This is a genomic window from Vibrio sp. 10N (assembly GCF_036245475.1).
In the GTDB taxonomy this organism is placed as follows: Bacteria; Pseudomonadota; Gammaproteobacteria; order Enterobacterales; family Vibrionaceae; genus Vibrio.
In genome coordinates this window covers 945,845-970,719 of sequence record NZ_BTPM01000001.1, presented here as the reverse complement: position 1 = coordinate 970,719, position 24,875 = coordinate 945,845, and the positions used below count along the sequence as shown (strand labels likewise).

Genomic DNA, 24,875 nt, shown 5'->3' with positions numbered 1-24,875 from the left:
TTCAACTAAATCAGCAAAATATTGACGGAAGTTAAGATTCTTTCAAATTTATTTTGTTATCTTCTGCCATTATCGTTATTCTTTGCGAATCCTCAATCTCATTGTTGTCTTTATTTACAAAATAGGCAACCGTCGAGATGACCGTCGCAAGGACGCTAATGTGGTTTTCTTCGGAAAATCGCATATTATTATACGGCAATTGATGATTTTATGACCAAGAGTGATAGGCATTTTTTGCTGCCTCTCAGTCTTGAGATACGTTTACATCCTTGATCCCCGATCAGATAAAATACAGGTAACCTCTAATGTCTAAGCTGGTTTTAGTTTTAAACTGCGGCAGTTCTTCTCTTAAGTTCGCCATCGTTGATGCAGAGAACGGTGATGAGCACCTAACAGGTCTTGCAGAATGTCTTCACCTTCCTGAAGCTCGTATCAAGTGGAAACTTGATGGTAAACACGAAGCTCAACTAGGTAACGGCGCTGCTCACGAAGAAGCATTAGCGTTCATGGTAGAGACTATCCTTGCTTCTAAGCCTGAGCTAAAAGCAAACCTAGGCGCTATCGGTCACCGTATCGTTCACGGTGGCGAGCAATTCACATCTTCTGCACTAATCACAGACGATGTACTTAAAGGTATCGAAGACTCTGCAACATTTGCACCTCTTCACAACCCTGCTCACATCATCGGTATCGAAGCGGCGAAGCACAACTTCCCAGAGCTTAAGAACGTAGCGGTATTTGACACTGCGTTCCACCAAACTATGCCTCAAGAGTCTTACCTATACGCTCTACCGTACAACCTGTACAAAGAGCACGGCATCCGTCGCTACGGCATGCACGGTACGTCTCACCTATTCATCGCACGTGAAGCAGCTGAACTACTTGGTAAGCCAGCTAACGAACTGAACATCATTAACTGCCACCTAGGCAACGGTGCTTCTGTTTGTGCTATCAAAAACGGTGAGTCTGTAGATACTTCAATGGGTCTAACTCCTCTTGAAGGTCTTGTGATGGGTACTCGTTGTGGTGACATCGATCCTGCGATCATCTTCCACCTACACGACGCTCTAGGTTACTCTGTTGAGCAAATCAACAACATGCTAACTAAAGAGTCTGGTCTTCTAGGTCTAACTGAAGTGACTTCTGACTGTCGTTTCGTTGAAGACAACTACGGCGAGAAAGAAGAAGCAACGCGTGCAATGGACGTGTTCTGCCACCGCCTAGCGAAATACGTAGCGGGCTACACTGCATCTCTTGACGGTCGTCTAGATGCTATCGTGTTCACTGGTGGTATCGGTGAAAACTCTGCACCAATCCGTGAGATGGTTCTAAACCGTCTAGGCGTATTCGGCATCGAAGTTGACGGTGAAGCTAACCTTAAAGCTCGTTTCGGCGGCGAAGGAACTATCACTGCAGCAAGCAGCCGTATCCCAGCAATGGTTATCTCTACTAACGAAGAGCTAGTCATCGCTGAAGACACTGCACGCCTAGCAGGTCTTTAATGTTCAAACTGGCTAACTAAGGTTAGCCAGTTTTCTTATTGGACTCAGTATATCGCTGGCTCACCCTCAATCGAAGCCAACCCTTATTGAGTTTCTTCCCCACATATAGTTTGAGGTACTCAAAGAATGTCCCGTACTATTATGCTTGTACCTACTAGCGCTGGTGTCGGTCTTACCAGTGTTAGCATGGGTGTCCTGCGTGCAATGGAGCGTAAGGGTGTAAACGTATCGTTTTACAAACCTGTTGCTCAACCTCGCCACGGCGGCGATCAGCCAGATCTAACTTCTTCTATCGTCGGTAACAGCAGTGATATGAAAGTGGGTCAACCACTTCCAATGTCAGAAGCTGAAAACCTGATCGGTAACGAGAAGCTAGACGTGCTTCTAGAAACCATCGTTGAGCGTTACAACCAAATCAACAAAGATGCAGACGTAACCCTTATCGAAGGTCTAGTACCAACTCGCAAGCACCCATTTGCGAACGCAATCAACGAAGAAATCGCTAAGACACTTGGCGCTGAAATCGTATTCGTTGCAACGCCAGGTACAGACAACCCGAGCCAGCTTAAAGAGCGTATCGAAGTTGCATGTTCTAACTACGGCGGCACTAAGAACAAGAAGATCTCCGGTGTTATCATCAACAAGCTAAATGCACCAGTTGATGAAGCAGGTCGTACTCGTCCAGATCTCTCTGAAATCTTCGACGATGCCGACACCGCGCAGCAAGCTAACCTTGAAGTGATGCAAATCTTCAACACTAGCCCGATTCGTGTTCTAGGCTGTGTGCCTTGGAAGATCGACTTGATCGCAACACGTGCAGTAGACATGGCTGAGCACCTAAACGCTGAAATCATCAACGAAGGTGACATCGCTCAACGTCGTATTAAGAGCATTACGTTCTGTGCACGTTCACTGCCAAACATGATTGAGCACTTCAAACCAGGCTCTCTACTTGTGACTTCTGCTGACCGTCCAGACGTAATCGTTGCAGCGGCGCTAGCAGCAATGAACGGTGTGGAAATCGGCGCTATCCTACTAACAGGCGGCTACGACGTTCCTACTGAGATTGCTGACCTTATCAAGCCTGCGCTTGAAACGGGTCTTCCAATCTTTAAAGCACAAGGTAACACTTGGCAGACTTCTCTGAACCTACAGAGCTTCAGCCTAGAAGTTCCTGCAGACGATAAAGAGCGTATCGAGTTCGTAAACGAGCACGTTGCAGGTCACATCGACGGCCCTTGGATTGATTCTCTACTTGAAGGCACTGTAGGCGGCCGTAAGCTTAGCCCACCAGCATTCCGTTACCAGCTAACTGAACTTGCTCGTAAAGCTGGCAAGCGTATCGTTCTTCCTGAAGGTGACGAGCCACGCACAGTTAAAGCTGCGGCTATCTGTGCTGAGCGCGGTATCGCGGAATGTGTGCTGCTTGGTAACCCTGAAGAAATCAAACGTGTTGCAGCACAGCAAGGCGTTGAGCTAGGCGCTGGCGTAACTATCATCGATTCTGATGCAGTACGTGAAAACTACGTTGCTCGCTTGGTTGAACTACGTGGCGCGAAAGGTATGACTGAAGTTGTGGCTCGTGAGAAGCTACAAGATTCTGTATACCTAGGCACTATGATGCTTGAAGCGAACGAAGTTGACGGTCTAGTATCTGGTGCTGTTCACACAACAGCGAACACTATCGTTCCTCCGTTCCAAATCATCAAGACAGCTCCTGGCACGTCTATCGTATCGTCAATCTTCTTCATGCTTCTGCCTGATCAAGTATTGGTATACGGTGACTGTGCGATTAACCCAGATCCAACAGCTGAGCAACTTGCTGAAATCGCTATCCAATCTGCAGACTCTGCAGCAGCGTTCGGTATCGAACCTCGCGTTGCGATGATTTCTTACTCGACTGGTGAGTCAGGTAAAGGTGCTGACGTAGACAAAGTACGTGAAGCAACGAAACTGGCTCAAGAGAAACGTCCTGATCTTATCATCGACGGTCCTCTACAGTACGATGCGGCAATCATGGAGAACGTAGCGGCTTCTAAAGCACCTAACTCTCCAGTAGCTGGTAAAGCGACAGTATTTGTATTCCCAGATCTAAACACGGGTAACACAACATACAAAGCGGTACAACGCTCGGCAGATCTAGTATCTATCGGTCCAATGCTGCAAGGTATGCGCAAACCAGTTAACGACCTTTCTCGTGGCGCACTAGTAGACGACATCGTTTACACAGTTGCACTGACTGCGATTCAATCAGGTCAAGAGCAAAACTAAGTTTGTTCTAACTGAATCAAAAAAGCCTCCATTCGGAGGCTTTTTTAGTATTTGCGATTTAGTGCCAGAGAGTTAGAACACTTCATTAACGTGGAAGTAAAAGGTACCGCCGTGCTCACCATAACCAATATCGGCGCGCACATTGACCTTATCTTTGATCTTGAATCTAAAGCCAGTACCGGCGCTTGCTAACGTTTTATCCCATAGCCCGGAGACATTTTCAGAGACCGTACCTGCCGCGCCCCAGAACACAACACCGACTCGCCAGTATACAGGTAAACGATACTCCACCTGCCCCATCATCATTTGGTTATCACGATATCGGCCAAGGATATAACCACGCATCGCATCAGCGCCACCAAGATCAGGCAACTGATTCCAAGGGACATTCCCCGAGGTTAAATTGGCTTGGACTTGCCATGCGAATAGCCCAGGTACTGGTGCTAAGGTATGGTATTGAGACGCCTTAAGTGAGTACTTACCAAAATTTTCCGAATTGGTTGCATCATGGTACAAACCCAAGTCGGCTTGCAGTAAGGTGCCTTTGGTCGCGTTAGTCACGTTGTCTCGTGTATCAAAGACATTCGACACAAACACACCGTAACTGGTGTTGTCCGTCAGCTCATTAGCAAGTGGGTCTAACCCCTGGTTTTCAAACTTCTTGTCATGTGGGCGCACCGATTTTACGTTGGCACCAAAACCTAAAAAATAATCGCCGGATACGCGTGTCAGCCAGGTTGGCTTAACATCCACCACTTGCTCTTTAAAGTCGATCTTATTGCCGTCTTGCTGCCCGTTTTCATATCCTTGGCCATAGTAAACCGCCGCGTCATCAAACACTTTAATGTCGGTGTAAACGCGGTTATCACCGCCGTTATAAAAGTGCTTATTGCTGAACGTAATACCCATAGAGCCATTGGACGACGCATACGGGTTAATCACCATAGAAGAAGGCTGACCGGCACCCTCGCTTGGGTCACCATATAACCCAACATACAACAGTCCAAGTCCCAATCCTTGCTCTGGTTTGTAAAACACCGCAGGAATATAGCTCGAGTTGAGACCTTTATCTGCATCATATTCCGACTCAGCGCCAAACACACCTAAAAAGCGATCAAGCTTCTCCGTAGTTGGGTTTGGGGTGTGCTCAACAAGGGGCACAATATGATCGTCAGCGAGCGCAAGAGAAGTAACGGCAGAGCAGGCCAGCGCAGTTTGAGCAAATAAAGTTCGCATGATTTGTAATAATAAGATTGAGAGCAAAGGCTGAATTATAGAGGAAAAACGTCAAATTGCGCTGCCACAAATGTAAAAAAACTGCAGATTTTACTCTGCAGTTTTTTGTTTAACTTTGAGGTGGTTAGCCTTGAATACCAACGATCAACCATGGCGCATTTGGTTGGGTCAAATCACGCTCTAGGTGCCAGATATCTTCAATGTCTTCTTCGATGTTTTCCACTGCATCACGGTAGCGGCCAGAGAATTGAAGACTCAACTGTGCTTTGTTAGCGTCGTAATCCGCACGAACAACCTCAGCGTCAACGTACATCACGTCAGTATGCTGCTCACCTTCAAGCTTAGCGCGCTCGCTGATAAGATCTTGCAGCAAGCTTGGCGACACATACTCTTCAATCGTGTGGAGTTCGTTGTGGTTCCACGCGCCTTGAAGGATACGATAGTGCTCGCGAGCACCATTTAGGAACGCCGCTTGGTCGAAGCCCGGTGGGTAGTTGTGAGGCACTTCGCTGTGTCCAGCTGCACCAAAACCACCTGTTGAAGCCGTTGATGCTGGCTGTTCAAAGTTTTGGAAGTTTGAAGGCTGCTCAAACTGTTGGCGAGAGTGACCGCCAAACGCCGGCTGCTGCCTCTGCTGATTCATACTTCCCTGCTTTGCCCCCAGCATACCGCGCATCAGCTTGAAGATCACAAACGCGATCAAACCAAAAATCAAAATATCCATGAAGTTGATGCCTTCGAAAGCACCACCAAAGAAAGCAGCTAATAGGCCACCAGCAAGCAAACCACCTAAGATACCGCCCATCAGACCTTTCTTACTGCTTCCAGCTTTGTTTTGATCTTGACGACTGATGTTATTGGTATTTTGTTGTTGCTGCTTTGGAGCCGGAGCCGTTTTAAAGCTCTTACCAAATGATTTACCGCCACCGAATTTCTTTGCTTCGGCTACCGGATTCACCGACACTGCCAGTACTAGCAGTGCGACGAAGGAAAATAAACGTTTCATTCTCAACCTTTCGTTATTGTCACATTACATCGTAAGTCCTATTACGACTTATACCCAAGCAAATCTCACTAAACCAGCAAGTTGATAAACCTTGGGCACATTACGCATCATATACTGAGCTTAGCATTAAAGGAACGCTTCAAATGCTCGGACTTGTTTCAGAATATTGCACGTTTGTTACGGTATACACCTGCTTATGCCTGTTATTTCTCAATCAATCTGTTTTACCGACCACAATCTCAAAAGTGCGCTGCAACCTTGCAATGCCTAGCTTCATTTGTTGACGCTACCCTGTCCCACCACTAAAATAACGAACCGTGTTCAATTAAGAATCCATCACCATGGCCCGTAGAAACGATCATACCCGGGAAGAGCTTATCGACCTGACACTGACTACCGTCAGGGATTATCTCACCGAGAACTCCTATCACTCGCTGAGTCTTCGCAAGATTGCCACACTTATTGGTTATGTACCGAGTACCTTGGTGAATATCTTTGGCAGTTACAATTTACTGCTGCTTCACGCTGTTGCGCGCACCGTCGATGAATTGTCGGAAGAGTCCCGAAAAGCCGTTGAGCAAACGGATGATGCTGAGCAAGCTCTGTATGCCATGGCGATTTGCTATCATGATTTTGCCAAGAAGTACCCGTATCGTTGGCAATTAATTTTTGAGCACAACATGAATGGCGACCAACTCCCAGAATGGCAGTCACAACGTATCGACGGAATGACAGGTATGCTTGAGCATTTGTTGTCTGCGTACCGTCCAGAAAAATCCGCTGCTGACGTTATGCAAGCGAGTCGTGTGCTTTGGGCGGGAGTGCACGGTATCACTCTACTCAGTGTCGATGACAAGTTTTTCACCTCAGAGCCTGTTGATGGCAGTGTGCTCATCAAAGATCTCATTTCAAACTACCTAAAGAGTTGGTAATCAAAAGGAAAGGTAATGCCTAACACCAAAACCGCGTCTTTACTTAGCGAAAGGCGTTTTGTGCCCTACTTTATTACCCAGTTTTTCGGCGCATTCAACGACAACATTTTTAAAAACGTTCTACTCCTTTTTGTTGCATTCGCCGGCCCACAAGTATTGCCTGTATCCAGTAACTTGTTTATCAACCTTGCCGCGGGTTTATTTATCCTGCCGTTCTTCTTATTTTCAGCTTCTGCTGGGGTTCTGGCGGACAAGTATGAAAAGTCCTGGTTTATCCGCAAGGTAAAACTGGCAGAAATTGGCATCATGTGTTTGGGCGCCATTGGTTTTGTAACCGAAAGCTATGGCATATTGCTGCTGTTACTGTTTTTAATGGGTACCCAGTCGGCATTCTTTGGTCCAGTAAAATATGCACTCTTACCACAGCAGCTGAAACCAAACGAACTGCTTTCAGGCAATGCGCTGGTTGAAACGGGCACATTCCTCGCTATCCTTTTGGGTACTTTGGGAGCGGGCATTATTGCTTCCGCCGAGCAGGCTAAGTATGTCGCTGCCGCTAGCGTAGTTGTGTTTGCGGTCGCCGGTTATATTGCCAGTCGCTCAATCCCTAATGCACCTGCAGCCGATCCGCAGTTGAAATTCCGCTGGCAACCTATCAAGCAGACCAAAGAAACACTTAAGATTGCTCATCAAGATCGCGTGGTTTTCCAATGCATCATGGCCATCAGTTGGTTTTGGTTCTTGGGCGCGGCTTACCTAACTCAATTCCCGAACTTCACTAAGATCCACTTGATGGGCAACGAAGCGGCGGTGTCTTTTTTGTTGGCCCTGTTCTCTGTCGGGATTGCCCTAGGTTCTATGCTGTGCGATAAAATGTCGAAAAATCGTATTGATGTTGGCATCGTGCCTATAGGCAGCTTCGGCATCACCATCTTTGGTGCATTAATGGCATTCTCCGTGCCGCAAGAGCTTCCTCAATTTGAATCATTTGGTGAGTTCATTGCCCACTCCGCACTTTGGCCTGTATTTGGTTACCTGCTTGCGCTCGGCGCATCTGGCGGCCTATTTATCGTGCCGTTGTACGCCTTGATGCAGCAACAAGCCAAACCAACCGAGCGTGCTCGCGTGATTGCCGCGTTAAATATTTACAACTCACTGTTTATGGTCGGCAGCGCAGTGTTAGGTATCGTTGGTCTGTCGGTGCTTGGACTGACCATTGTTGAGCTTTTCATCGTATTGTCCGTGCTGAACTTCCTAATGGCGGTCTACCTGTTCTTGCAGGCGCCAATATTCGTGGTGCGCTTTCTGATTTGGATCATGACCAACATCATGTATCGCATCACCCACAAGAACCTGCACCACCTGCCTGAGAAGGGGGGCGCCTTGATTGTGTGTAACCACGTCAGCTACATGGATGCGCTGGTTATGAGCGCTGCTAGTCCGCGTTTGATCCGTTTTGTGATGGAAGAAGACTACGCCAATTTCAAACCGGTTCGACGCTTCTTAAAACGCGCCGGAGTCATCCCTATTTCTGCTAAACGCAAAGGCTCGATTCGCCGCGCATTTGTAGAGATTGAACAAGCCCTTGCCGATGGTGAGATTGTTTGCATATTCCCAGAGGGTCGTTTGACCGCCGATGGCGAAATGAATGAGTTTATGCGCGGCATTGATATTGTTCTTAAACGTTCCCCTGTACCGGTTATTCCAATGGCATTAAAAGGGCTATGGGGCAGTTACTTTAGCCGCCACAAAGGTCGCGCATGCAAAGGGCTACCATCGCGTTTTAGAGCCAGACTGGAACTTGAAGCCGGTACACCGGTTCAACCAGAGGAAGCATCTAGCCAAGCTATGTACCAGAAAGTGGCTGAGCTACGGGGTAGCTATCGATAGCTGGCGCTGAGCCAAACACCTTACTTAACGGGCGTTTAGTTTTTCTAAACGCCCGTTAAATTTTATTTAGTTTTACTGACCTTTAACTCTCGCTACACTCACTTAACTATTGACTGGCACATACGCTATTTCTGCTGTTCGTAAGGATTTCGATGTTATCCCAACTACGCTCTTACCCCCTGTTTTTCCTTGGGATCATTGCTTGTTTAACCCCTTGGGTAAGCTCTCCAATGGCGCTGATTTTTGGCTTTCTTCTCACCACTTTTAGCTTAGTGCCGCGCGATATTCCTATCGCCAAATACACCAAAAAGTTGCTCGCTTACTCGATTGTTGGTTTAGGTTTTGGTATCCACCTTGACCAAGCTCTGCAAGCGACCAGCGACGGCATCGGTCTAATTATCGCCACCATCATTGGTACGCTTGTGATTGGTTGGGTGCTAGCGAGACAGATGGGGTTGGATAAGCACACTGGCTATTTGATCTCATCCGGCACTGCAATTTGTGGTGGCAGCGCCATTGCCGCGGTTGCCCCTGCGATTGATGCCGATGACGAGAATATTGCCATTGCGCTCGCTACCGTATTTGTATTGAACTCACTTGCGCTGTTTGTTTTTCCTGTGATTGGCCATGCTTTATCGCTCGATCAACATACCTTTGGGACTTGGGCGGCTATCGCCATTCACGATACTTCATCGGTCGTAGGCGCGGCATCGGCGTATGGTGAGGAAGCATTGACCACAGCAACAACATTGAAACTGGCTAGAGCGTTATGGATCATTCCCGTTGCGCTTGTGAGTGCGATGCTGTTTCGTAACAAAAACAGCAAGCTAACTATCCCTTACTTTATCTTCTTTTACTGCGGCGCCATTTTAGTCAGTGACTACTTACCTCAGTTTGAATGGGCGTATCAAGGCATTTTTGATGTCTCGAAAAAATTATTGGTTGTGTGCCTATTTTTGATTGGAACCAGTATTTCCATAGATAGACTCAAACAAGCGGGCAGTAAGCCTATGGTGTTTGGGATCACGATGTGGCTGCTTATTTCGGTGACCTCGTTGAGCTGGTTGCTACTCGCATAATAAATACACCGTCATCTTCACGAAAGTGAAGATCTTTAAAAGCGCGCAACTAACTGAAGATAGTCACGATGTCACGTGAATTGGGTTCATAGCGCGTTGGTGAGATTCCCTTGTTCAAGGGAATGACGCTGTTCTCGAGAAGAGTTTAACAACAGGCAGGCTACTTAGCTAAGCTGAATTACTGGTATCAGTGGAAGGCGATAAAGTGCTCTTGTTTGAACTAGAAGCCGACTTTGACTTCTTGTGATTTAAATACAGTGTCGCAGTAAGCAAAAAGGCGGTGAGCTCAGCAAGTGCTTGCGGCAATCCCTCGGAAGCCAGTGCAAGTCCTATCTGCAATCCTATCGCGACCATTAAAAGCTTGTTCATTCCCTACGCTCACGCTCAGCTGTTTAGATAATGGCTATTATGGTGAGCCTTACTGGGAATGAACAATGCCGATTTGGACTATGAAATAACAATAAAATCGGACTGAGTATCTGAGAGCCACTGTTTGACATCTCGCCTCGCCACCTTAATGCCTGTTGATGCCAAGTGGCTTGGCATTCGGTAGTAAGCTATCGGGTGTTTGAATTTCGCTAACAGAGGCAGTAAACACTTCCGCATCATCGCAAGCTCTGGCTGCGTGTTGGCTTGCACAACGGCTACACATCGCACACCAAACTCTTCATCCTCAACCGGAACCACCATCGCTTGGCTGATAAACGTCAGGCTATTGAGTGCCGCCTCTACTTCTTCGCAATGCACGTTCTCACCGCCCGAAATAAATAGATTATCAGCACGGCCAACCACACACAGTTCTTGCAGAGAGTTCCAATGTCCGAGATCTTTTGTATCGAACCAGCCAGATTCAAGCGTCAATGGCACAATCTGCCCTTGCTGAAAGTAGCCACAAGCCAGTGTATTGCCTGCCAAATATATGCGTTGATGCTCTACCTTTAACGCCCGGTGTGACAATAAGACGCCTGACGAGGGGATCGAATCGACACGTTTCGCGGTCACCGTTGATGCTGTTTCCGTCATGCCATAACCCATCCACGCCTCTATGCCACGCGCCTGTGCACTCTCCACTAACGAATGCGCAATATGACTGCCGCCAAGCAGCACGCGTTTTAGTGTTGTTGGCCACTGATTGTCTATTATGCGCTTCAATTGCGTTGCGACTAACGAAGCATGAGTGACATTGGCAATATCATCGGCAAAGTCACCGGATGCGATATGTAATGTCGCTCCAACGTTCAACCAACGCCAAATGATCGCAAGTCCAGAAACATGAAACATCGGCAGACTGAGCAGCCAAGAATCTGCACGGGTAAAAGAAAAACGCTGCAATAATCCATCAGCCGATGCCTGATGATGAGAGGCGGTATGTGCGACAGCTTTAGGTTGACCGGTAGAACCAGAGGTAAAAACAATCGAAGCGATCGACTCACCCAAATCGATATTGGAAGGTGGCGCTTCATTGGTGGGCTGGTCATCACGCTGCGAGTAATCAACCATATAAAGCTCTCGCTCACCGCAGTTGGCTGTCGACCCGTCCCATTGACAATGTCCCCAGACCAACACGCGATCATCTGGTCGGTAAAGCGTGTTAAATTTCGCCATCAATTGCGGTTTGGGCTGATCGCTGAGTAAGGCGGGAATAGCGCCGTGTGCGACACAGGCAAGGTAACGTAATACTAGGCTTTGCTCTGCCCGCCCCACCAAGCACACGACGTCTCCGGCTGAGACATGATGCTCAACCAATTGCTGCCGAAGCACTTGAATTTGTTCAGATAACTGACTCCAGGTGAGCGTATCCGCAGCGGATTTTAATGCAATCTTATCCGGCGCTAACTGCACCCATCGTTCCCACAATGGGTGCTTAGCCAACAAATCTATATTGGTTCCAGCCATTAAGCGGCATCATCACTGTGTGATTGCCAATACAAGGTTTGCTCTGACAACGGTTGTACTGGCAGTAAACATGCCGGCCACGGCGTTTCAAGCTGTGCTCCAAAAAGCTGCATGGTATCAAGTCCCGGAGTTTCATCAGGAACCAACCAATTCGCTAGACGTGCGAGCTGGCCTAGGCCAACACTGGACTCAAGGCTAGAACTAATGACAACTTGAATGGCATGGTTTTTTGCTTCTTCAATGAGTGCAATACACTTATCAATGCTACCCACTAACGTCGGTTTTATGACCAGCGCTTTAACCCCGGTCAGATGTTTGACTGCAAAGTCACTCTGGTGCACGGAAGCTTGCAACGTTTCATCCCAAGCAATGGCAATGCCAGTATCAATCGCAAATGACACACTATCACCAGGCTGCTGACAAGGCTCTTCAATGAACGCAATACGCTGTCTTAGCGATGGCGCCACATACTTGGCAAACTGTTTTGCTTTATCGAGTGTCCATGAACGGTTGGCATCTAACCTTAAAGTCAGATCAGGGATAGATTCCAGTAACAAGCTGACAATCATTCCATCGCGGATCGCTTCATAAAGACCCACCTTGATCTTAGCGACCTTCTTACCTTGCATGTTATTAAGTTTAGGGATCAGCTCATCAGGATCGCCACTGCACAGCGGCGCAGCTCGATAGTTTCCTTCATTTGGTAACTGATTATCCAGCTCTAGAAGAGCCGTTGAGAGACCAAACGCCACCGAAGGGTAGCAGTTTTCAATATCTGTAGATTGATGATGAACCCACAGTTCAAGTTGAGCTTGGGCTTGAACACCAGCCGCTTCGAGCGACTCTTGACTGAATCCAGGTAACGGGGCAATTTCTCCCAGTGCAACGCGGCCGTTGTCACTGAGTTCTACAATCCACCCTTCCCTTGCTGTGAGCTTTTGCTCACGAAGAATAACACCACTGTCCATCGGCAGACTGTAGCGATAGAGTTTTGCTTGTCTCATGGTCGTTCCCACTTCATAAGAAGTCATCACAGCCACCTTGAGAAGAACGGTGACTATGAACAATACACCGGGTTAGGCCGCGGTAAGGGCTAAGAGTTCCCAAAACTATTATATTCCGAGAACTATGGGTATTCATACGCGATATTGAGCGCCCTCTCACCCACCCGAAGCCAAACGTAAATAGGCTGCCAACAGGCAGCCATTGCACGTGTGAATTATGGGTTTCTTGGGAACTTGTCAAAGTCAGGGCGACGTTTTTCGTTAAACGCGTTGCGACCTTCCTGACCTTCTTCTGTCATGTAGAACATCATGGTTGCGTTACCTGCAAGCTCCTGAAGACCTGCTTGACCATCACAGTCTGCATTCAGTGCCGCTTTCAGGCAGCGAAGTGCCATTGGGCTATGCTGAAGCACTTCACGACACCAGCGTACCGTTTCTTTCTCAAGATCCGCAAGTGGCACAACAGTGTTAACCAGTCCCATGTCCACCGCTTCTTGTGCGTCGTAGAAACGACATAGGAACCAAATCTCACGCGCTTTCTTCTGGCCAACGATACGAGCCATATAAGATGCACCCCAACCGCCATCGAACGATCCCACTTTTGGTCCTGTTTGACCAAATTGAGCATTGTCAGCCGCAATCGTTAGGTCACACATCATGTGTAGAACATGACCGCCACCAACAGCCCAACCGGCAACAGAGGCAATAACAGGCTTAGGACAAGTACGGATCTGGCGTTGGAAGTCCAACACATTCAGGTGGTGCGTACCAGAATCATCCTGATAGCCGCCGTAGTCACCGCGAACGCTCTGATCACCACCTGAACAGAACGCTTTTTCACCAAGTCCAGTTAAAATGATGACACCAACACTTTCGTCGTAGCGTGCATCAGCCAAAGCTTTAATCATTTCCTTAACGGTACGTGGCGTGAACGCATTGTGTACTTGTGGGCGAGCTATGGTGATTTTTGCAATGCCGTCTGTCGATTTGTGATATTTGATTTCTTCAAACTCACCGGTGACATCAGCCCAATCAACGGGTGCGTATAGCTCTTCTTCTGTTAATCCAACGGTTTTAGCCATGATCTATTCCAATTATTCCACTGAGCCTAGGCTCATTTGTTCTAGATAAGTACGCAACCTCTGGGCAAAGGCCTGTGGCTGCTCTTTGTGTACGTTATGGCCTGCATTTTCAATACGCTCAAAATCGAGCCCACTGTCAGTTGCAAGCTGAGTAAATTTGCTATCGAATTCACCGCAGATATACAGCGGCGTTCGATTTCCGGAGAACGACAACGCTTTCACGCTTGGTAATAAGTAAGGCTGTTTGGCTAACGAGGTAGCCAGCAGCATATCGCTCAACGAGCTTCCAAGGTTAACACTGCGTTTAGCGATCAAAAGTTGTCTTTGCTCATGATTTAGTGAGGAAAACACGCTTTGTTGATACCAATCGGCCAAAACCACACCAATATTTTCCTGTTGGAAGCGTTTTGCCCATTGGCTGTCGCTGTGCCAACGCGCCGCTCGCAACTCTGAGTCAGGCAAACCAAAATTACCCCCTTCAATCACTAAGCCTTTAATATTTAGGTTATTTATGGCTTCGTGATTGGCACGAAACTCCGTCATTAGGTACATCAGTATGCGAGCACCAAGGGAATATCCGACGAAACAAATTGGCACTGTTGCACTCAATTTATGTGCTTGAATACAGTTTAGTATTGTCGCGGTAACCATTCTGCAAACTTGATCAAAACTTACGCCTTGGATAGAGCAACTTTTTCCGTGGCCTGGCAAATCGAGTAACAACCGATGATGATCATCCAAACTATGGCTGACCGCATCCCAATCATCCCCTGCCCCCAAAAAACCATGGACAAAGACCACTAAGGGCGCTTTAGAAGATGAATGCGCGGGTAAACAGCGATACGCTAAGACATCACGCGTTGGCATAATTAAGGTCACTGGCGGCGCTTTGGCCAAGTTGGCGTATCATCTCGCCGACCTCATGTGGCTGGGTGGTCACTTCAATCAGCAAAGTGCCTTCTCCATGAGTAAGGTGATGGGCCATAGTGGACTCTAAATCTACTTTGTCTGTTGGCGTTTGATATTGAAGGCCAAATTGGGCAGCTGCATGATGAAACTGATAGCCGTGAGGCATTTGATAGTACTGAGATTTCTGCGCTGACGGTGCGGGAAGCATGTCAAAGATAGCCCCGCCATCGTTATTGGTCACGACAATCACACAAGGCTGAGTCGTGCGCGTAAACAGAGCCAATGAGTTCAAATCATACAGCAATGACGTATCGCCAATATACAGCACCAAGGAGTGTCCATTACCGCTTTGCACCCCTGCAGCAGTCGCCACTAGGCCATCAATGCCTGAAGCACCACGGTTACTGTAGGTTTCAACACATGGCACAGAGGTCAGCATATCAACCAGACGTACAATTAAGCTATTGCCAATAAACAAATCAACATTAACAGGCAACCGCTCAATGCTAGCGGCCACATCAAATTCAGTCACGTGAGGCAAACATGGCAGCTTATCAACCACCGCCTGTGATGCACCAATAAGCTCATCCGCCCAACCAGAAAACGAGGAAGATGGGAGCGCTAGTGTGGCCGAACTTAACCATGCATTAAGATTAACGTTGAGCTGCTTCTGTCTTAAATGGCTTGGGTTAAGGCACTCAAGTAGCGGCGAAAGCAGTACGTATTCACATCCGGCTTCGACCTGACGATCAATCCAACTCAGCAACCGTTTAGACACCAACCTCGCGCCTACCTGCAGGATAAAGTCAGCCTGACTCAACACGGCATTGGCGTTTGCGTTTTGTAGCCAAATATCATAGCGCTGCCAACCATCACTAGCACCCGATTGAGGGTCACAAAGTACTGGCCAGCCAAGTCGTTTGGCAAGGCTTAGAGCTTGCTGCGCTTCAGCAAGACTCACACTGCCAATAATAATGACGCCTTGACGCTCAATCAGGTTAAGTGAATCCACGCTGTGCGTGTAATCATGATGCTGTCCCCCCGCTCCATACTCGGAATAACAATCATCACTATCACGCCATGCACTCACCTGGGCGAGATAATCAGCAAACATGGTTGTGTCTTCACCGCCATAAAGGGGTTCAGGGAATGGGCAGTTGACGTGAATGCTCGCACCACGCAACCTTTGCTCAGCAAAAGCGTAATCAATAGAGGTCAGTAGCCACGACAGCGGGGCTTGTGTCGTTGGTGAAGGTAAGTTGAGCGCATGGGTAATATGCTGAGAGAAAATGCCCGTTTGCTCAATAGCTTGGTTTGCCCCGCAACCCACCAGCTCAGTCGGTCTATCGGACGTGAGCAATATTAGCGGCTCTTTAGTGAGATTTGACTCTGCAACCGCTGGCAGTAGATTCGCCACCGCTGTACCAGAGGTGACGATCACGGCCACCGGACTGTGGGTACTTTTAGCAAGCCCTAACGCCAAAAAACCGAGGCCACGTTCGTCGAAGTGCGTATGGACAGTGAGCCCGGGATGCTTCACAGCTTCTAAAGTCAGTGGCGTTGACCGTGAGCCGGGTGCAATACAGACATGCCTTACCCCCTGACGATAGCACTCCTCGAGTAAAACGTGAGTCCATACACGATTGAGTGCCGCTTGATGCTGGCTCATGATGCCACTCCAAGCGAAGGATTTTCTGAAATAAGGCTGAGCAGTGTCGACATTTTTTTGTCAAGCTCTTGCCATTCGTGTTCAGCCACCGATCCTGGCACTATGCCAGCGCCGGCAAACAGTTGAACTTCCTCTTTCATCAGCAAAGCACTGCGGATCGCGACACAGAATTCGGCGCGTTCATGACTTAAATATCCAACAGAACCCGCATACCAACCACGTGCAAAGGGTTCTCTTTGCTGAATGAACGCCATCGCTTCATTGCGAGGCAGTCCAGCCACGGCAGCGGTAGGTTGCAGAGCTTGCAACAACTGAACCGCATTAATACCTTTGTGCAACTGAGCCACAATGTTGCGTTTTAAGTGCTGCACTTTTCGAAGGCGCACCAGACGCAACTCTTGCTCTAAATGCACTTCACTGGAGTGCGGTGCCAAGCTTTGCAAAATGTCATCCACGACATATTGGTTTTCGTTGATGTTTTTCAGATCCTGCGTCAGCCAGTTAGCAAGCTCCATATCATGTGCAGCATTATCCCCTCGGCCGATAGTGCCAGCTAAGGCTTCGGTTTCTAACTGCTGCCCCACTCGGCGATAGAGCCGCTCGGGCGTTGACCCTACAAACCCCAAATCCTTAGAGAGAGCCATCATAAAATGAAAGCTGTGATGGTTTTCCCGGTAGCTCGCTTTAAGCAATTGAGCGGGCGAGATAGGCTCTTTGACATCAACCGTCGTTTTGCGTGCCAGTACCACTTTCTTAAACTGCTCGTTTTCAATTCCAGATAGCACATCACCGACAAGCTCATGCCATTGCTGCTCCGTTGGCGTGTGTGTCAATCGTGCAATTGAGGTCGCTAAAGGCGGCAGTTCAGTCACATCAACGATCAGCTGTTTAAGAGCTGCGATCGCCTTATCTGCACTCATGCTGATGTTGACCGCAAGACGCCAACTGTCATCAAAACGAATCAGTTCAATGTGTGGCAGGAAGAAGAAAGCGGACATGCAGCGGCGGTTTTTATCTGAATGACCATCAAAGGAGCGTCCACCCCATACGCGCTGATTTTCCGCCAAAATCGCATACGCTGGCGCGGCCTCAGAAAAGGTGTGCAGTTTACCCAGCGCCACAACTTCTTCTCGCGTGTCACGGGATTGCCAGTAAAACTTGGGATAATGAGGTTGCGCTTCTAGCCAGTCGATGCAGTGAAACTTAGGACGACCCTCTAGTTGTTGCTCGAGTCGTTTGCAACCTTGTGGGGCAGTTTCAAGTTTGCTGATAAGCTGAGCAATAGCTGTTGTTAACTGAGACAAATCAACCTCATAACCTTAAAATTTGTTCCTATATACACGAAATACTCTATTTCTACCAACTCTATAGATCAAGCCACAAGGCGATTAATTGCTCACGATGTCAACCAGCTCACATCTCCACCTTTTGGGTGTGTGCTTTATTTTCCAGTTTGATCAGATTTTTATTCTTTCAAAAGCCAATTTGGTGTAATTTAGTAAAGAAATTATCGAATTTTTAGGAATTAAACAATGAAAAATATCGGGATGTCGTCAAAACTCGATAATGTCTGCTATGACATTAGGGGTCCTGTACTCAAACATGCTAAGCGCATGGAGGAAGAGGGACATAAAATACTGAAACTCAATATCGGTAACCCTGCCCCATTCGGTTTTGACGCCCCTGATGAAATTTTAGTCGATGTCATCAGAAACCTGCCGACCTCTCAAGGCTACTGTGACTCCAAAGGTATATACTCCGCTCGTAAAGCGGTAGTTCAACATTACCAGCGCAAAGGTATTCGTAGTCTTGATGTAGAGGACGTTTATGTTGGTAACGGTGTATCTGAGCTTATTGTAATGGCGATGCAGGCACTGTTAAACAACGGAGATGAAATGTTAGTTCCCGCTCCTGATTACCCATTATGGACAGCGGCTGTTTCCCTCTCTGGTGGTAACCCGGTTCACTACCTGTGTGATGAGGAAGCGGATTGGTATCCGGACCTAGATGACATTAAAAAGAAAATCACTCCGAAAACGCGCGGTATTGTTCTTATCAACCCGAACAACCCAACAGGCGCCGTTTATAGCCGTGATTTCCTGTTAGAAGTCATCGAAATTGCGCGCCAGCACAAACTGATTATTTTTGCTGACGAGATTTACGATAAAGTCCTTTATGACGGTGCAACCCATACCTCTGTCGCGACCCTAACCGAAGACGTATTAGTGATGACCTTTAACGGTCTGTCTAAGTCGTACCGCGTTTGTGGCTTCCGTGGTGGTTGGATGTTCATGACTGGCCCTAAAGAGATGGCGACAGGCTATATTGCAGGGCTTGAGATGCTGGCATCGATGCGACTTTGCGCTAACGTACCTATGCAACATGCTATTCAAACGGCACTGGGTGGTTATCAAAGTATCAATGAGCTGATCTTACCCGGCGGCCGCTTACTTGAGCAGCGTGATAAAGCGTACGAGTTGATCACTCAGATCCCTGGCGTGTCATGTGTTAAGCCAAAAGGCGCCATGTATCTGTTCCCGAAAATTGACACCAAGATGTACAACATCAAAGACGACCAAAAGATGGTGCTCGATTTCCTCAAGCAAGAAAAAGTGCTACTGGTACAAGGTACTGGCTTTAACTGGCCGAAGCCCGATCACTTTAGGATCGTTACGCTTCCGCACGTGGAAGATTTGGAAATGGCGATTGGCCGATTTGAGAGATTCCTGTCAACCTACAGCCAGTAACTCTTTCATATCGATACAATAAAGCCTATTCTTAATACGCGCCCAAGCTAAACTGGGCGCGTATTAAGGGGAAAACGTTGTATGAAAGAAAGTCACTTTTTCGCTCACCTCGCTCGCATGAAATTGATCCAACGCTGGCCACTCATGCGCTCGGTCTCTACCGAAAACATCTCCGAACACAGTCTCCAAGTCGCCTTTGTTGCTCATGCACTGGCTATCATCAAAAATAAGAAGTTCGCTGGCAACACCAACCCTGAACGCATTGCCATTCTTGCGATGTACCATGACACCAGTGAAGTGTTGACCGGGGATTTGCCGACACCAGTTAAATACTACAACCCTGAAATAGCCAAAGAATACAAAAAGATAGAAGCCGCCGCCGAGCACAAACTTTTGTCCCTTCTGCCGGAAGAGTTTCAAGAAGACTTTAAGCCATTTTTGATTTCTAACGCCGCTCACGAAGAAGACGCACAAATAGTGAAGCAGGCTGACTCTATCTGTGCGTACCTCAAGTGTCTTGAAGAGCTCAGCGCTGGCAACCATGAGTACGCGCTCGCCAAAAAACGTTTGGATGAAACCCTTCAAGAGCGGAGAACCCCAGAGATGGACTACTTCCTGAATACCTTCGCCCCAAGCTTCGAACTGTCCCTAGACGAAATCAGTTAGCATTAGGAGAGATAATGACCCGCGACAATGATGCACCAAGCGCCCTATCTCTTGAGCCACTCGATGTCTGGCAAGTCCGGCACAGTGACGAGCATAAACTACGCCGAAATGACCACAGAGATCCCTATCAGCGCGATAGAGCACGCATTCTTCATTCTGCAGCCTTTCGCCGTCTACAAGCCAAAACTCAGGTTCACGGAACTGGGGTCAATGATTTTCATCGGACCAGACTGACTCATTCACTAGAGGCTGCTCAAATAGGTTCAGGCATTGTCGCTCAGCTCAAGCAGAAGCAACCTGAATTTAGCGAGTTATTACCGTGTGACGCGCTGATTGAAGCCTTGTGCCTTGCACACGACATCGGTCATCCGCCCTATGGACATGGCGGTGAAATCGCCCTCAATTACATGATGCGTGAGTACGGTGGTTTTGAAGGAAACGCGCAGACATTTCGTATTGTGACTCAGCTCGAACCCTACACTGAAGCGCATGGGATGAACCTCACTCGAAGAGCATTGCTTGGGCTGCTGAAGTACCCTGCATTTATGAGTCAAACACGCGCAGAAAAGCTGCCTCATGCGGTTGCTAACCAGCGTCAGTTGAAAGCCAAAGACTGGTCGCCAGCAAAAGGGATCTACAATAAAGACTCGGTACAATTTGATTGGGTGTTACAGCCGTTAACGCCATCCGACAAAGCCCTATTTCAAACCATGCGCGGCGAGCAAACATCCCAATTGGGGCATCGTAAAACGCGATTCAAATCTTTAGATTGCTCGATCATGGAGCTTGCCGACGATATTGCTTACGGCGTCCATGATTTAGAAGATGCGATTGTGCTGGAACTTATCGACCGGGAACGCTGGCAACAGAGTGCTGCTGAAGCATTGAGTAAGCTCGAGCCTAATTGGTTAACCAGAAATATTGACTCTATCTCAGAGCTTTTGTTCTCAGGTAAGCATTATGAACGCAAAGACGCAATCGGCGGTATCGTTAATGCTCTTCTCACCAGCATTAAGGTGGCACCGGTCGTTGATAGCCAGTTTGAAAGCCCACTGCTGGCCTACAACGCCTATCTCGAAGAGGGGATGGCCGAAGTGTTAGATGTGCTCAAACAGTTCGTCAGTCAATACGTTATTCAAGTGCCAAGGGTGCAAATTTTTGAGTACAAGGGGCAGCAAATCATCATGGATCTGTTTGAAGCATTCAGTGCCGATCCCGAAAGGCTTTTGCCAGAATCAACTTGTCAGCTTTGGAGAACGGCCTGCGGTCAGCACGACGATGGAATGCGAGTGATAGCTGACTATGTTTCCGCAATGACCGACGGATACGCGCAGAAAATGCATCAGCAATTGTTTGCGGCAAGCTAAGACAAGGGCAGCTTACTCGCTCTTGTCACCGTAATTGCGCTCAAACACACCTTGCGGCATGTGGTTGATTTGAAACCCAATCATTTCATTAAACGCGGTGAGTAGCGGGGTAAAATCGACACTCGGTTCGATCGACTCAAGTAAATGAAAACCAGCTTCAACTGTTGAGAGCGCATTACTAGAAGGGGCCTTGCGAATACGGTAGTCACCAATCAGATCATCGGCCAACTTTACTAGCGGCAGAGATTGTAAGTTGGTCGACAATTTCCACATCTTATACGCTTTCTTCCAAGTGCCATCGAGCAAAATGACTCGAAGCGGCTTACCATCTGCCTCATCAACCACCTCGGATGCAGGCTTAGCGCCCTCTCCCGGATAAAGAATTACGTTTTGATAGCGCTCATCACCGAGTAACGCATTGAGCTTGTCATGCTGACTGAAATTTTCACCAACAAACAAAAGCGCATTACCTAGGGAAAGCGATAATATACGAGCGGTACCGAGTGGGCGCTTTTCTTCGCTGCTATGCTGCAAAATGATCAATTGTGTGTCACAGTGGATGGGCTCTATCCACTGACATATACATGCCCGCTTTGCTTTGAGGCATTTTGGACAATAACGAGACATGGACACTTCTTTCGTCATAAGGCTATCGCTGTTTAGTTTACTGTGCGTTTTGCTACAAATCCCGACGCTACAAAACTGGGTTGAATGGAACAAACTGGCTATTTATTCGGGCCAGTGGTGGCGGATAGTAACAGGAAATTTCTCACACACCAACTTAGCACACCTAGGTATGAACCTCGCCGCTCTATGGGTGATTTGCTATCTGTTTCGCCCCAACTGGCGCATGCTAACACTAGTGGCCTTGTTCAGCGCTACGATGATCGGTACAGGTCTGCTGCTTAGCTCACTGAGTTACTATTTGGGGCTTTCTGGAGTATTGCACGCTATCTTCGCTTTTTGGGCACTCAGGGAGTCCCTTGAAGGACGCAAGTCAAGCTGGCTGTTAGTACTTGGCGGAGTGATGAAAGTCGCTTGGGAGCTCTATTTTGGCGGCTCAGCTGCCACATCGGCACTCATCGAAGCCAATGTAGCGGTGCAAGCCCACGCTATTGGATTAGTCGCGGGCTTGGGGCTGGCATTACTCGTTCATTATCGCAAGGCCGCCGTTAAAGCGTAATTCGGTCGCGGTTTTTCTCCACCGTGGCCGCACCAATCCCCTTCACCGCGGTTAAGTCATCGGCCGACGTAAACTTACCATGCTGCTTTCGGTAATCGACAATCTTTTGCGCCTTTTCAATACCGACCCCTTTTAGAAGCTCTGCCAGCTCCTCTGGCTCAGCTTGGTTGATGTTAACGGTAATTTCTATGCCTTCCAGTTTGTCACCGTCAGCAGCCCATACAGAGGCAGACGGTGCTACCAACAATAGAACTGCAAGCCAACATGTTGTGAGTATTTTCATGATTATCCCTATTTTTGGTTGGTTTAGGAGTGAGCCAACATAAGGGAAGCGAGTATGGAAGGAAGTCTGACTGGCAGAAACTATAACGGACTGCATAAGCAGTCCGTTATTATTGAATTATCAGTTACATTCAAATGTGAATGAACTAATGCTGTCTCAGCTTATTGAGCGCCTGATTATTGAGCGTCCAGGAAGTACTCAATCTCAGTGTTGCTGCGCAGGATAGCAATGACAGAGCTGATGTCTTGCTGAGTCGCTTCACGAATCATCTGTGCACCGATTTGCTCGTTGTAAGCACTGTTGTAATCTGACATCACTTTGTTCAGCTCAACCACCACAACATTGCCTTGCATGTCTTTGGTTTGAGCAAAGGTTGCAGCGCCTTCTTCTGGTTTAGACATTGCGAATACAGTACCTGCTAGAGGTGAACTGCGGTCGATAGTTTCTAGCTCACCAAATGCTAGGCCGTTTGCGTTAAGCGCATCCGACTTGCCTTCTTTAAGCTCATTAACCAGTTGTACACCCAGTTCCATTGCCGCTTGCTCGCCTTTCACTTTCGCTAGCTGAGTTTCAACTTGCTCACGTACCTCTTCGATTGGCAGTACAGTTTGCTCACGAAGGTCGTCAACACGAACCACAATGATGTGCTCAGGAGCCACTTCCATCACCTCAGAGTTCAGACCATCTTCTTTCACTTCTGGTGATTGGATAGCTTGCATCACTGTCGCTGACTTCAAGATTTCAGGGGCATCGATTTGCGAGATAAAGTCTGTCGTCACCACCTTCTGGTTAACCGCTTGCGCAGCGTCATCCAGTGAATCTGGGTACTCAAACGCCACTTTCTCGAGCTCATTTTGCAGGCTGTAGAACTCATCAATCGCAACTTGGTCTTTAAGCTCTGCAACAATCTCTGCCTTAACTTCAGCTAGTGGCTTAGACTCTGATGCTTTTACCGCGTCTAATTGAATGATGTGGTAACCGAAGTCTGATTTAACCAAACCAGTGCGATCGCCAACGTTAGTCAGTGCAAACGCTGCTTCTTCAAAAGCAGGATCCATCACGTCACGTTCAATCCAACCTAGCGAACCACCTTGATCCGCACTGCCGATATCTTCAGACTTTTCTTGCGCTAGCGTTGCAAAGTCAGCACCTGCATTTAGCTCATCAAGGATAGCCTGTGCTTTCGCTTCATCGTCACCTTGAACCAGAATGTGGCTAACTTCACGTTGCTCATCCGTCGAGTACTTATCTAGGTGCTCATCGTAGTATTGCTGAACGTCTTCATCTGTCACAGTAACGCTGTCTTTTAGCGTTTGTGCCGATAGCTCGATATAAGACACTTTTACTTGCTCTGGGCGAGTAAATTGAGCTGGATTTTCTTGGTAGTACTGCTGGACTTCTTCGTCTGTGATCACCGCTTTGTTGGCGAACTCTTCAAGCGATAGCGTTAGAGTTTTGATGTCACGCGTTTGAGTCAGCAGTTTGCCTTGTGTTTCAATTTCACTTGGTAGGGTGAACTCGCTGCCTTGCAGTGCGCTTAGCAATTGGCTACGCACTAAATCACGGCGAAGGTATTCTGCAAAGCTATCAGCAGTGAAACCTGCACGACGTAGCGTTGCTTGGTAAAGTTCTGAGTCAAATTTGCCGTCGTTTTGGAACTGCGGCATTTCAAGCATCATTGTACGGATTTGAGAATCGCTGATGCGAAGACCTAGAGATTCCGCGTGTTGTTCAATGAGCACATCGTCGATCATACGATCGAGTACCGACTTGCGGAAAGAAGCGACATAGCTTGGGTCGCCAAGTAGAGTAGAGAAGTACTCACCCATTTGCGACTGCATACGATTACGCTCGTTTTGATACGCCTGCTCAAACTCGCCACGACCGATCTCAACATTACCCACTTTGGCAGCTGTGTTACCGATACCGCCAGCGATATAGCTGCCAACACCTGCAAACACAAAAGACAAAATAATGAGTCCTAAGATAATTTTAACCGCGATGCTATTCACGCCCTCGCGAATTCGCTCCATCATAATTTTATTACTCTCCAGATAGGAAGGGTTATCTTCAACTGCATGGGATAATATCAGAAAAAGAAATGCGCATCAGTAAGATGCGCATATTTAAAAAAGGTTCGACTTTATTTGTCG

21 protein-coding genes are annotated in these 24,875 nt (G+C 47.8%); 9 read left to right on the top strand and 12 right to left on the bottom strand.

The window, feature by feature from the left end; all coding sequences use genetic code 11:
- The first annotated feature begins 305 nt into the window (after nt 1–305).
- Nucleotides 306–1,502, top strand: a complete 1,197-nt coding sequence (locus tag AAA946_RS04725; protein ID WP_112462262.1) for an acetate kinase — start codon at nt 306–308, stop codon at nt 1,500–1,502.
- 126 nt (nt 1,503–1,628) lie between these two features.
- Nucleotides 1,629–3,773 carry a phosphate acetyltransferase gene (pta, locus tag AAA946_RS04720; RefSeq protein ID WP_338163821.1) on the top strand — a complete coding sequence of 715 codons (2,145 nt, stop codon included), beginning with the start codon at nt 1,629–1,631 and terminating at the stop codon, nt 3,771–3,773.
- Between the two features lie 72 nt (nt 3,774–3,845).
- On the opposite strand, the gene AAA946_RS04715 is transcribed toward pta, so the two are convergent.
- Nucleotides 3,846–5,009, bottom strand: coding sequence for a BamA/TamA family outer membrane protein (locus tag AAA946_RS04715; protein ID WP_338163820.1), 1,164 nt, complete (start codon nt 5,007–5,009; stop codon nt 3,846–3,848).
- Nucleotides 5,010–5,133: 124 nt separating this feature from the next.
- Nucleotides 5,134–6,015, bottom strand: a complete 882-nt coding sequence (locus AAA946_RS04710; protein ID WP_338163819.1) for a Tim44 domain-containing protein — start codon at nt 6,013–6,015, stop codon at nt 5,134–5,136.
- A 341-nt stretch (nt 6,016–6,356) separates the two neighbouring features.
- Between AAA946_RS04710 and AAA946_RS04705 the strand changes: the two genes are divergently transcribed.
- The 3 genes from AAA946_RS04705 to AAA946_RS04695 all read left to right on the top strand — a co-directional run bounded on the left by AAA946_RS04705 (nt 6,357) and on the right by AAA946_RS04695 (nt 9,916).
- Nucleotides 6,357–6,947, top strand: coding sequence for a TetR/AcrR family transcriptional regulator (locus tag AAA946_RS04705; protein WP_338163818.1), 591 nt, complete (start codon nt 6,357–6,359; stop codon nt 6,945–6,947).
- A gap of 15 nt (nt 6,948–6,962) precedes the next feature.
- The gene (locus tag AAA946_RS04700; protein WP_338163817.1) at nt 6,963–8,837 is read left to right on the top strand and encodes an MFS transporter; all 1,875 of its coding nucleotides are present in this window, start codon (nt 6,963–6,965) and stop codon (nt 8,835–8,837) included.
- A gap of 152 nt (nt 8,838–8,989) precedes the next feature.
- Nucleotides 8,990–9,916, top strand: coding sequence for a YeiH family protein (locus AAA946_RS04695; RefSeq protein WP_338163816.1), 927 nt, complete (start codon nt 8,990–8,992; stop codon nt 9,914–9,916).
- Nucleotides 9,917–10,084: 168 nt separating this feature from the next.
- On the opposite strand, the gene AAA946_RS04690 is transcribed toward AAA946_RS04695, so the two are convergent.
- From AAA946_RS04690 to AAA946_RS04660, 7 genes are all read right to left on the bottom strand, one after another.
- Nucleotides 10,085–10,285 carry a hypothetical protein gene (locus AAA946_RS04690; RefSeq protein WP_338163815.1) on the bottom strand — a complete coding sequence of 67 codons (201 nt, stop codon included), beginning with the start codon at nt 10,283–10,285 and terminating at the stop codon, nt 10,085–10,087.
- Between the two features lie 78 nt (nt 10,286–10,363).
- Nucleotides 10,364–11,812: an o-succinylbenzoate--CoA ligase gene (gene menE / locus AAA946_RS04685; protein ID WP_338163814.1), complete on the bottom strand. Its 1,449-nt coding sequence runs from the start codon at nt 11,810–11,812 to the stop codon at nt 10,364–10,366.
- A complete protein-coding gene (menC, locus tag AAA946_RS04680) occupies nt 11,812–12,816 on the bottom strand; it encodes an o-succinylbenzoate synthase (RefSeq protein WP_338165770.1) in 1,005 nt (334 codons plus the stop codon). Before menC ends, menE begins: the two co-directional genes overlap by 1 nt.
- A gap of 215 nt (nt 12,817–13,031) precedes the next feature.
- Nucleotides 13,032–13,898 carry a 1,4-dihydroxy-2-naphthoyl-CoA synthase gene (gene menB / locus AAA946_RS04675; RefSeq protein WP_338163813.1) on the bottom strand — a complete coding sequence of 289 codons (867 nt, stop codon included), beginning with the start codon at nt 13,896–13,898 and terminating at the stop codon, nt 13,032–13,034.
- A 12-nt stretch (nt 13,899–13,910) separates the two neighbouring features.
- Nucleotides 13,911–14,765, bottom strand: a complete 855-nt coding sequence (gene menH / locus AAA946_RS04670) for a 2-succinyl-6-hydroxy-2,4-cyclohexadiene-1-carboxylate synthase (protein ID WP_338165769.1) — start codon at nt 14,763–14,765, stop codon at nt 13,911–13,913.
- Nucleotides 14,752–16,476 carry a 2-succinyl-5-enolpyruvyl-6-hydroxy-3-cyclohexene-1-carboxylic-acid synthase gene (gene menD / locus AAA946_RS04665; protein ID WP_338163812.1) on the bottom strand — a complete coding sequence of 575 codons (1,725 nt, stop codon included), beginning with the start codon at nt 16,474–16,476 and terminating at the stop codon, nt 14,752–14,754. The genes menH and menD overlap by 14 nt, the downstream gene beginning before the upstream one ends.
- Nucleotides 16,473–17,780 (bottom strand): isochorismate synthase, encoded by a 1,308-nt coding sequence (locus AAA946_RS04660; RefSeq protein WP_445206055.1) that lies wholly within the window; start codon nt 17,778–17,780, stop codon nt 16,473–16,475. Before AAA946_RS04660 ends, menD begins: the two co-directional genes overlap by 4 nt.
- A 228-nt stretch (nt 17,781–18,008) precedes the next feature.
- Between AAA946_RS04660 and AAA946_RS04655 the strand changes: the two genes are divergently transcribed.
- The 3 genes from AAA946_RS04655 (at nt 18,009) to AAA946_RS04645 (ending at nt 21,256) form a co-directional block, all read left to right on the top strand.
- Nucleotides 18,009–19,223, top strand: a complete 1,215-nt coding sequence (locus tag AAA946_RS04655; RefSeq protein WP_338163811.1) for a pyridoxal phosphate-dependent aminotransferase — start codon at nt 18,009–18,011, stop codon at nt 19,221–19,223.
- An 81-nt stretch (nt 19,224–19,304) separates the two neighbouring features.
- Entirely contained in the window at nt 19,305–19,889 is a 585-nt protein-coding gene (gene yfbR, locus AAA946_RS04650; RefSeq protein ID WP_338163810.1) for a 5'-deoxynucleotidase, read from the top strand.
- Between the two features lie 14 nt (nt 19,890–19,903).
- Entirely contained in the window at nt 19,904–21,256 is a 1,353-nt protein-coding gene (locus AAA946_RS04645) for an anti-phage deoxyguanosine triphosphatase (RefSeq protein WP_338163809.1), read from the top strand.
- A 12-nt stretch (nt 21,257–21,268) separates the two neighbouring features.
- On the opposite strand, the gene AAA946_RS04640 is transcribed toward AAA946_RS04645, so the two are convergent.
- The gene (locus AAA946_RS04640) at nt 21,269–21,883 is read right to left on the bottom strand and encodes a tRNA-uridine aminocarboxypropyltransferase (RefSeq protein ID WP_338163808.1); all 615 of its coding nucleotides are present in this window, start codon (nt 21,881–21,883) and stop codon (nt 21,269–21,271) included.
- On the opposite strand from AAA946_RS04640, the gene rrtA reads away from it, so the two are divergent.
- Nucleotides 21,882–22,439 (top strand): rhombosortase, encoded by a 558-nt coding sequence (rrtA, locus tag AAA946_RS04635; protein WP_338163807.1) that lies wholly within the window; start codon nt 21,882–21,884, stop codon nt 22,437–22,439. The genes AAA946_RS04640 and rrtA overlap by 2 nt on opposite strands.
- Here the strand turns inward: rrtA and AAA946_RS04630 are convergent.
- Both AAA946_RS04630 and ppiD read right to left on the bottom strand, forming a co-directional pair.
- Nucleotides 22,429–22,722, bottom strand: coding sequence for a ComEA family DNA-binding protein (locus tag AAA946_RS04630; RefSeq protein WP_445206054.1), 294 nt, complete (start codon nt 22,720–22,722; stop codon nt 22,429–22,431). The two genes, rrtA and AAA946_RS04630, sit on opposite strands and share 11 nt — an antisense overlap.
- A 176-nt stretch (nt 22,723–22,898) precedes the next feature.
- The gene (gene ppiD / locus AAA946_RS04625) at nt 22,899–24,758 is read right to left on the bottom strand and encodes a peptidylprolyl isomerase (protein WP_338163806.1); all 1,860 of its coding nucleotides are present in this window, start codon (nt 24,756–24,758) and stop codon (nt 22,899–22,901) included.
- Between the last annotated feature and the right edge of the window lie 117 nt (nt 24,759–24,875).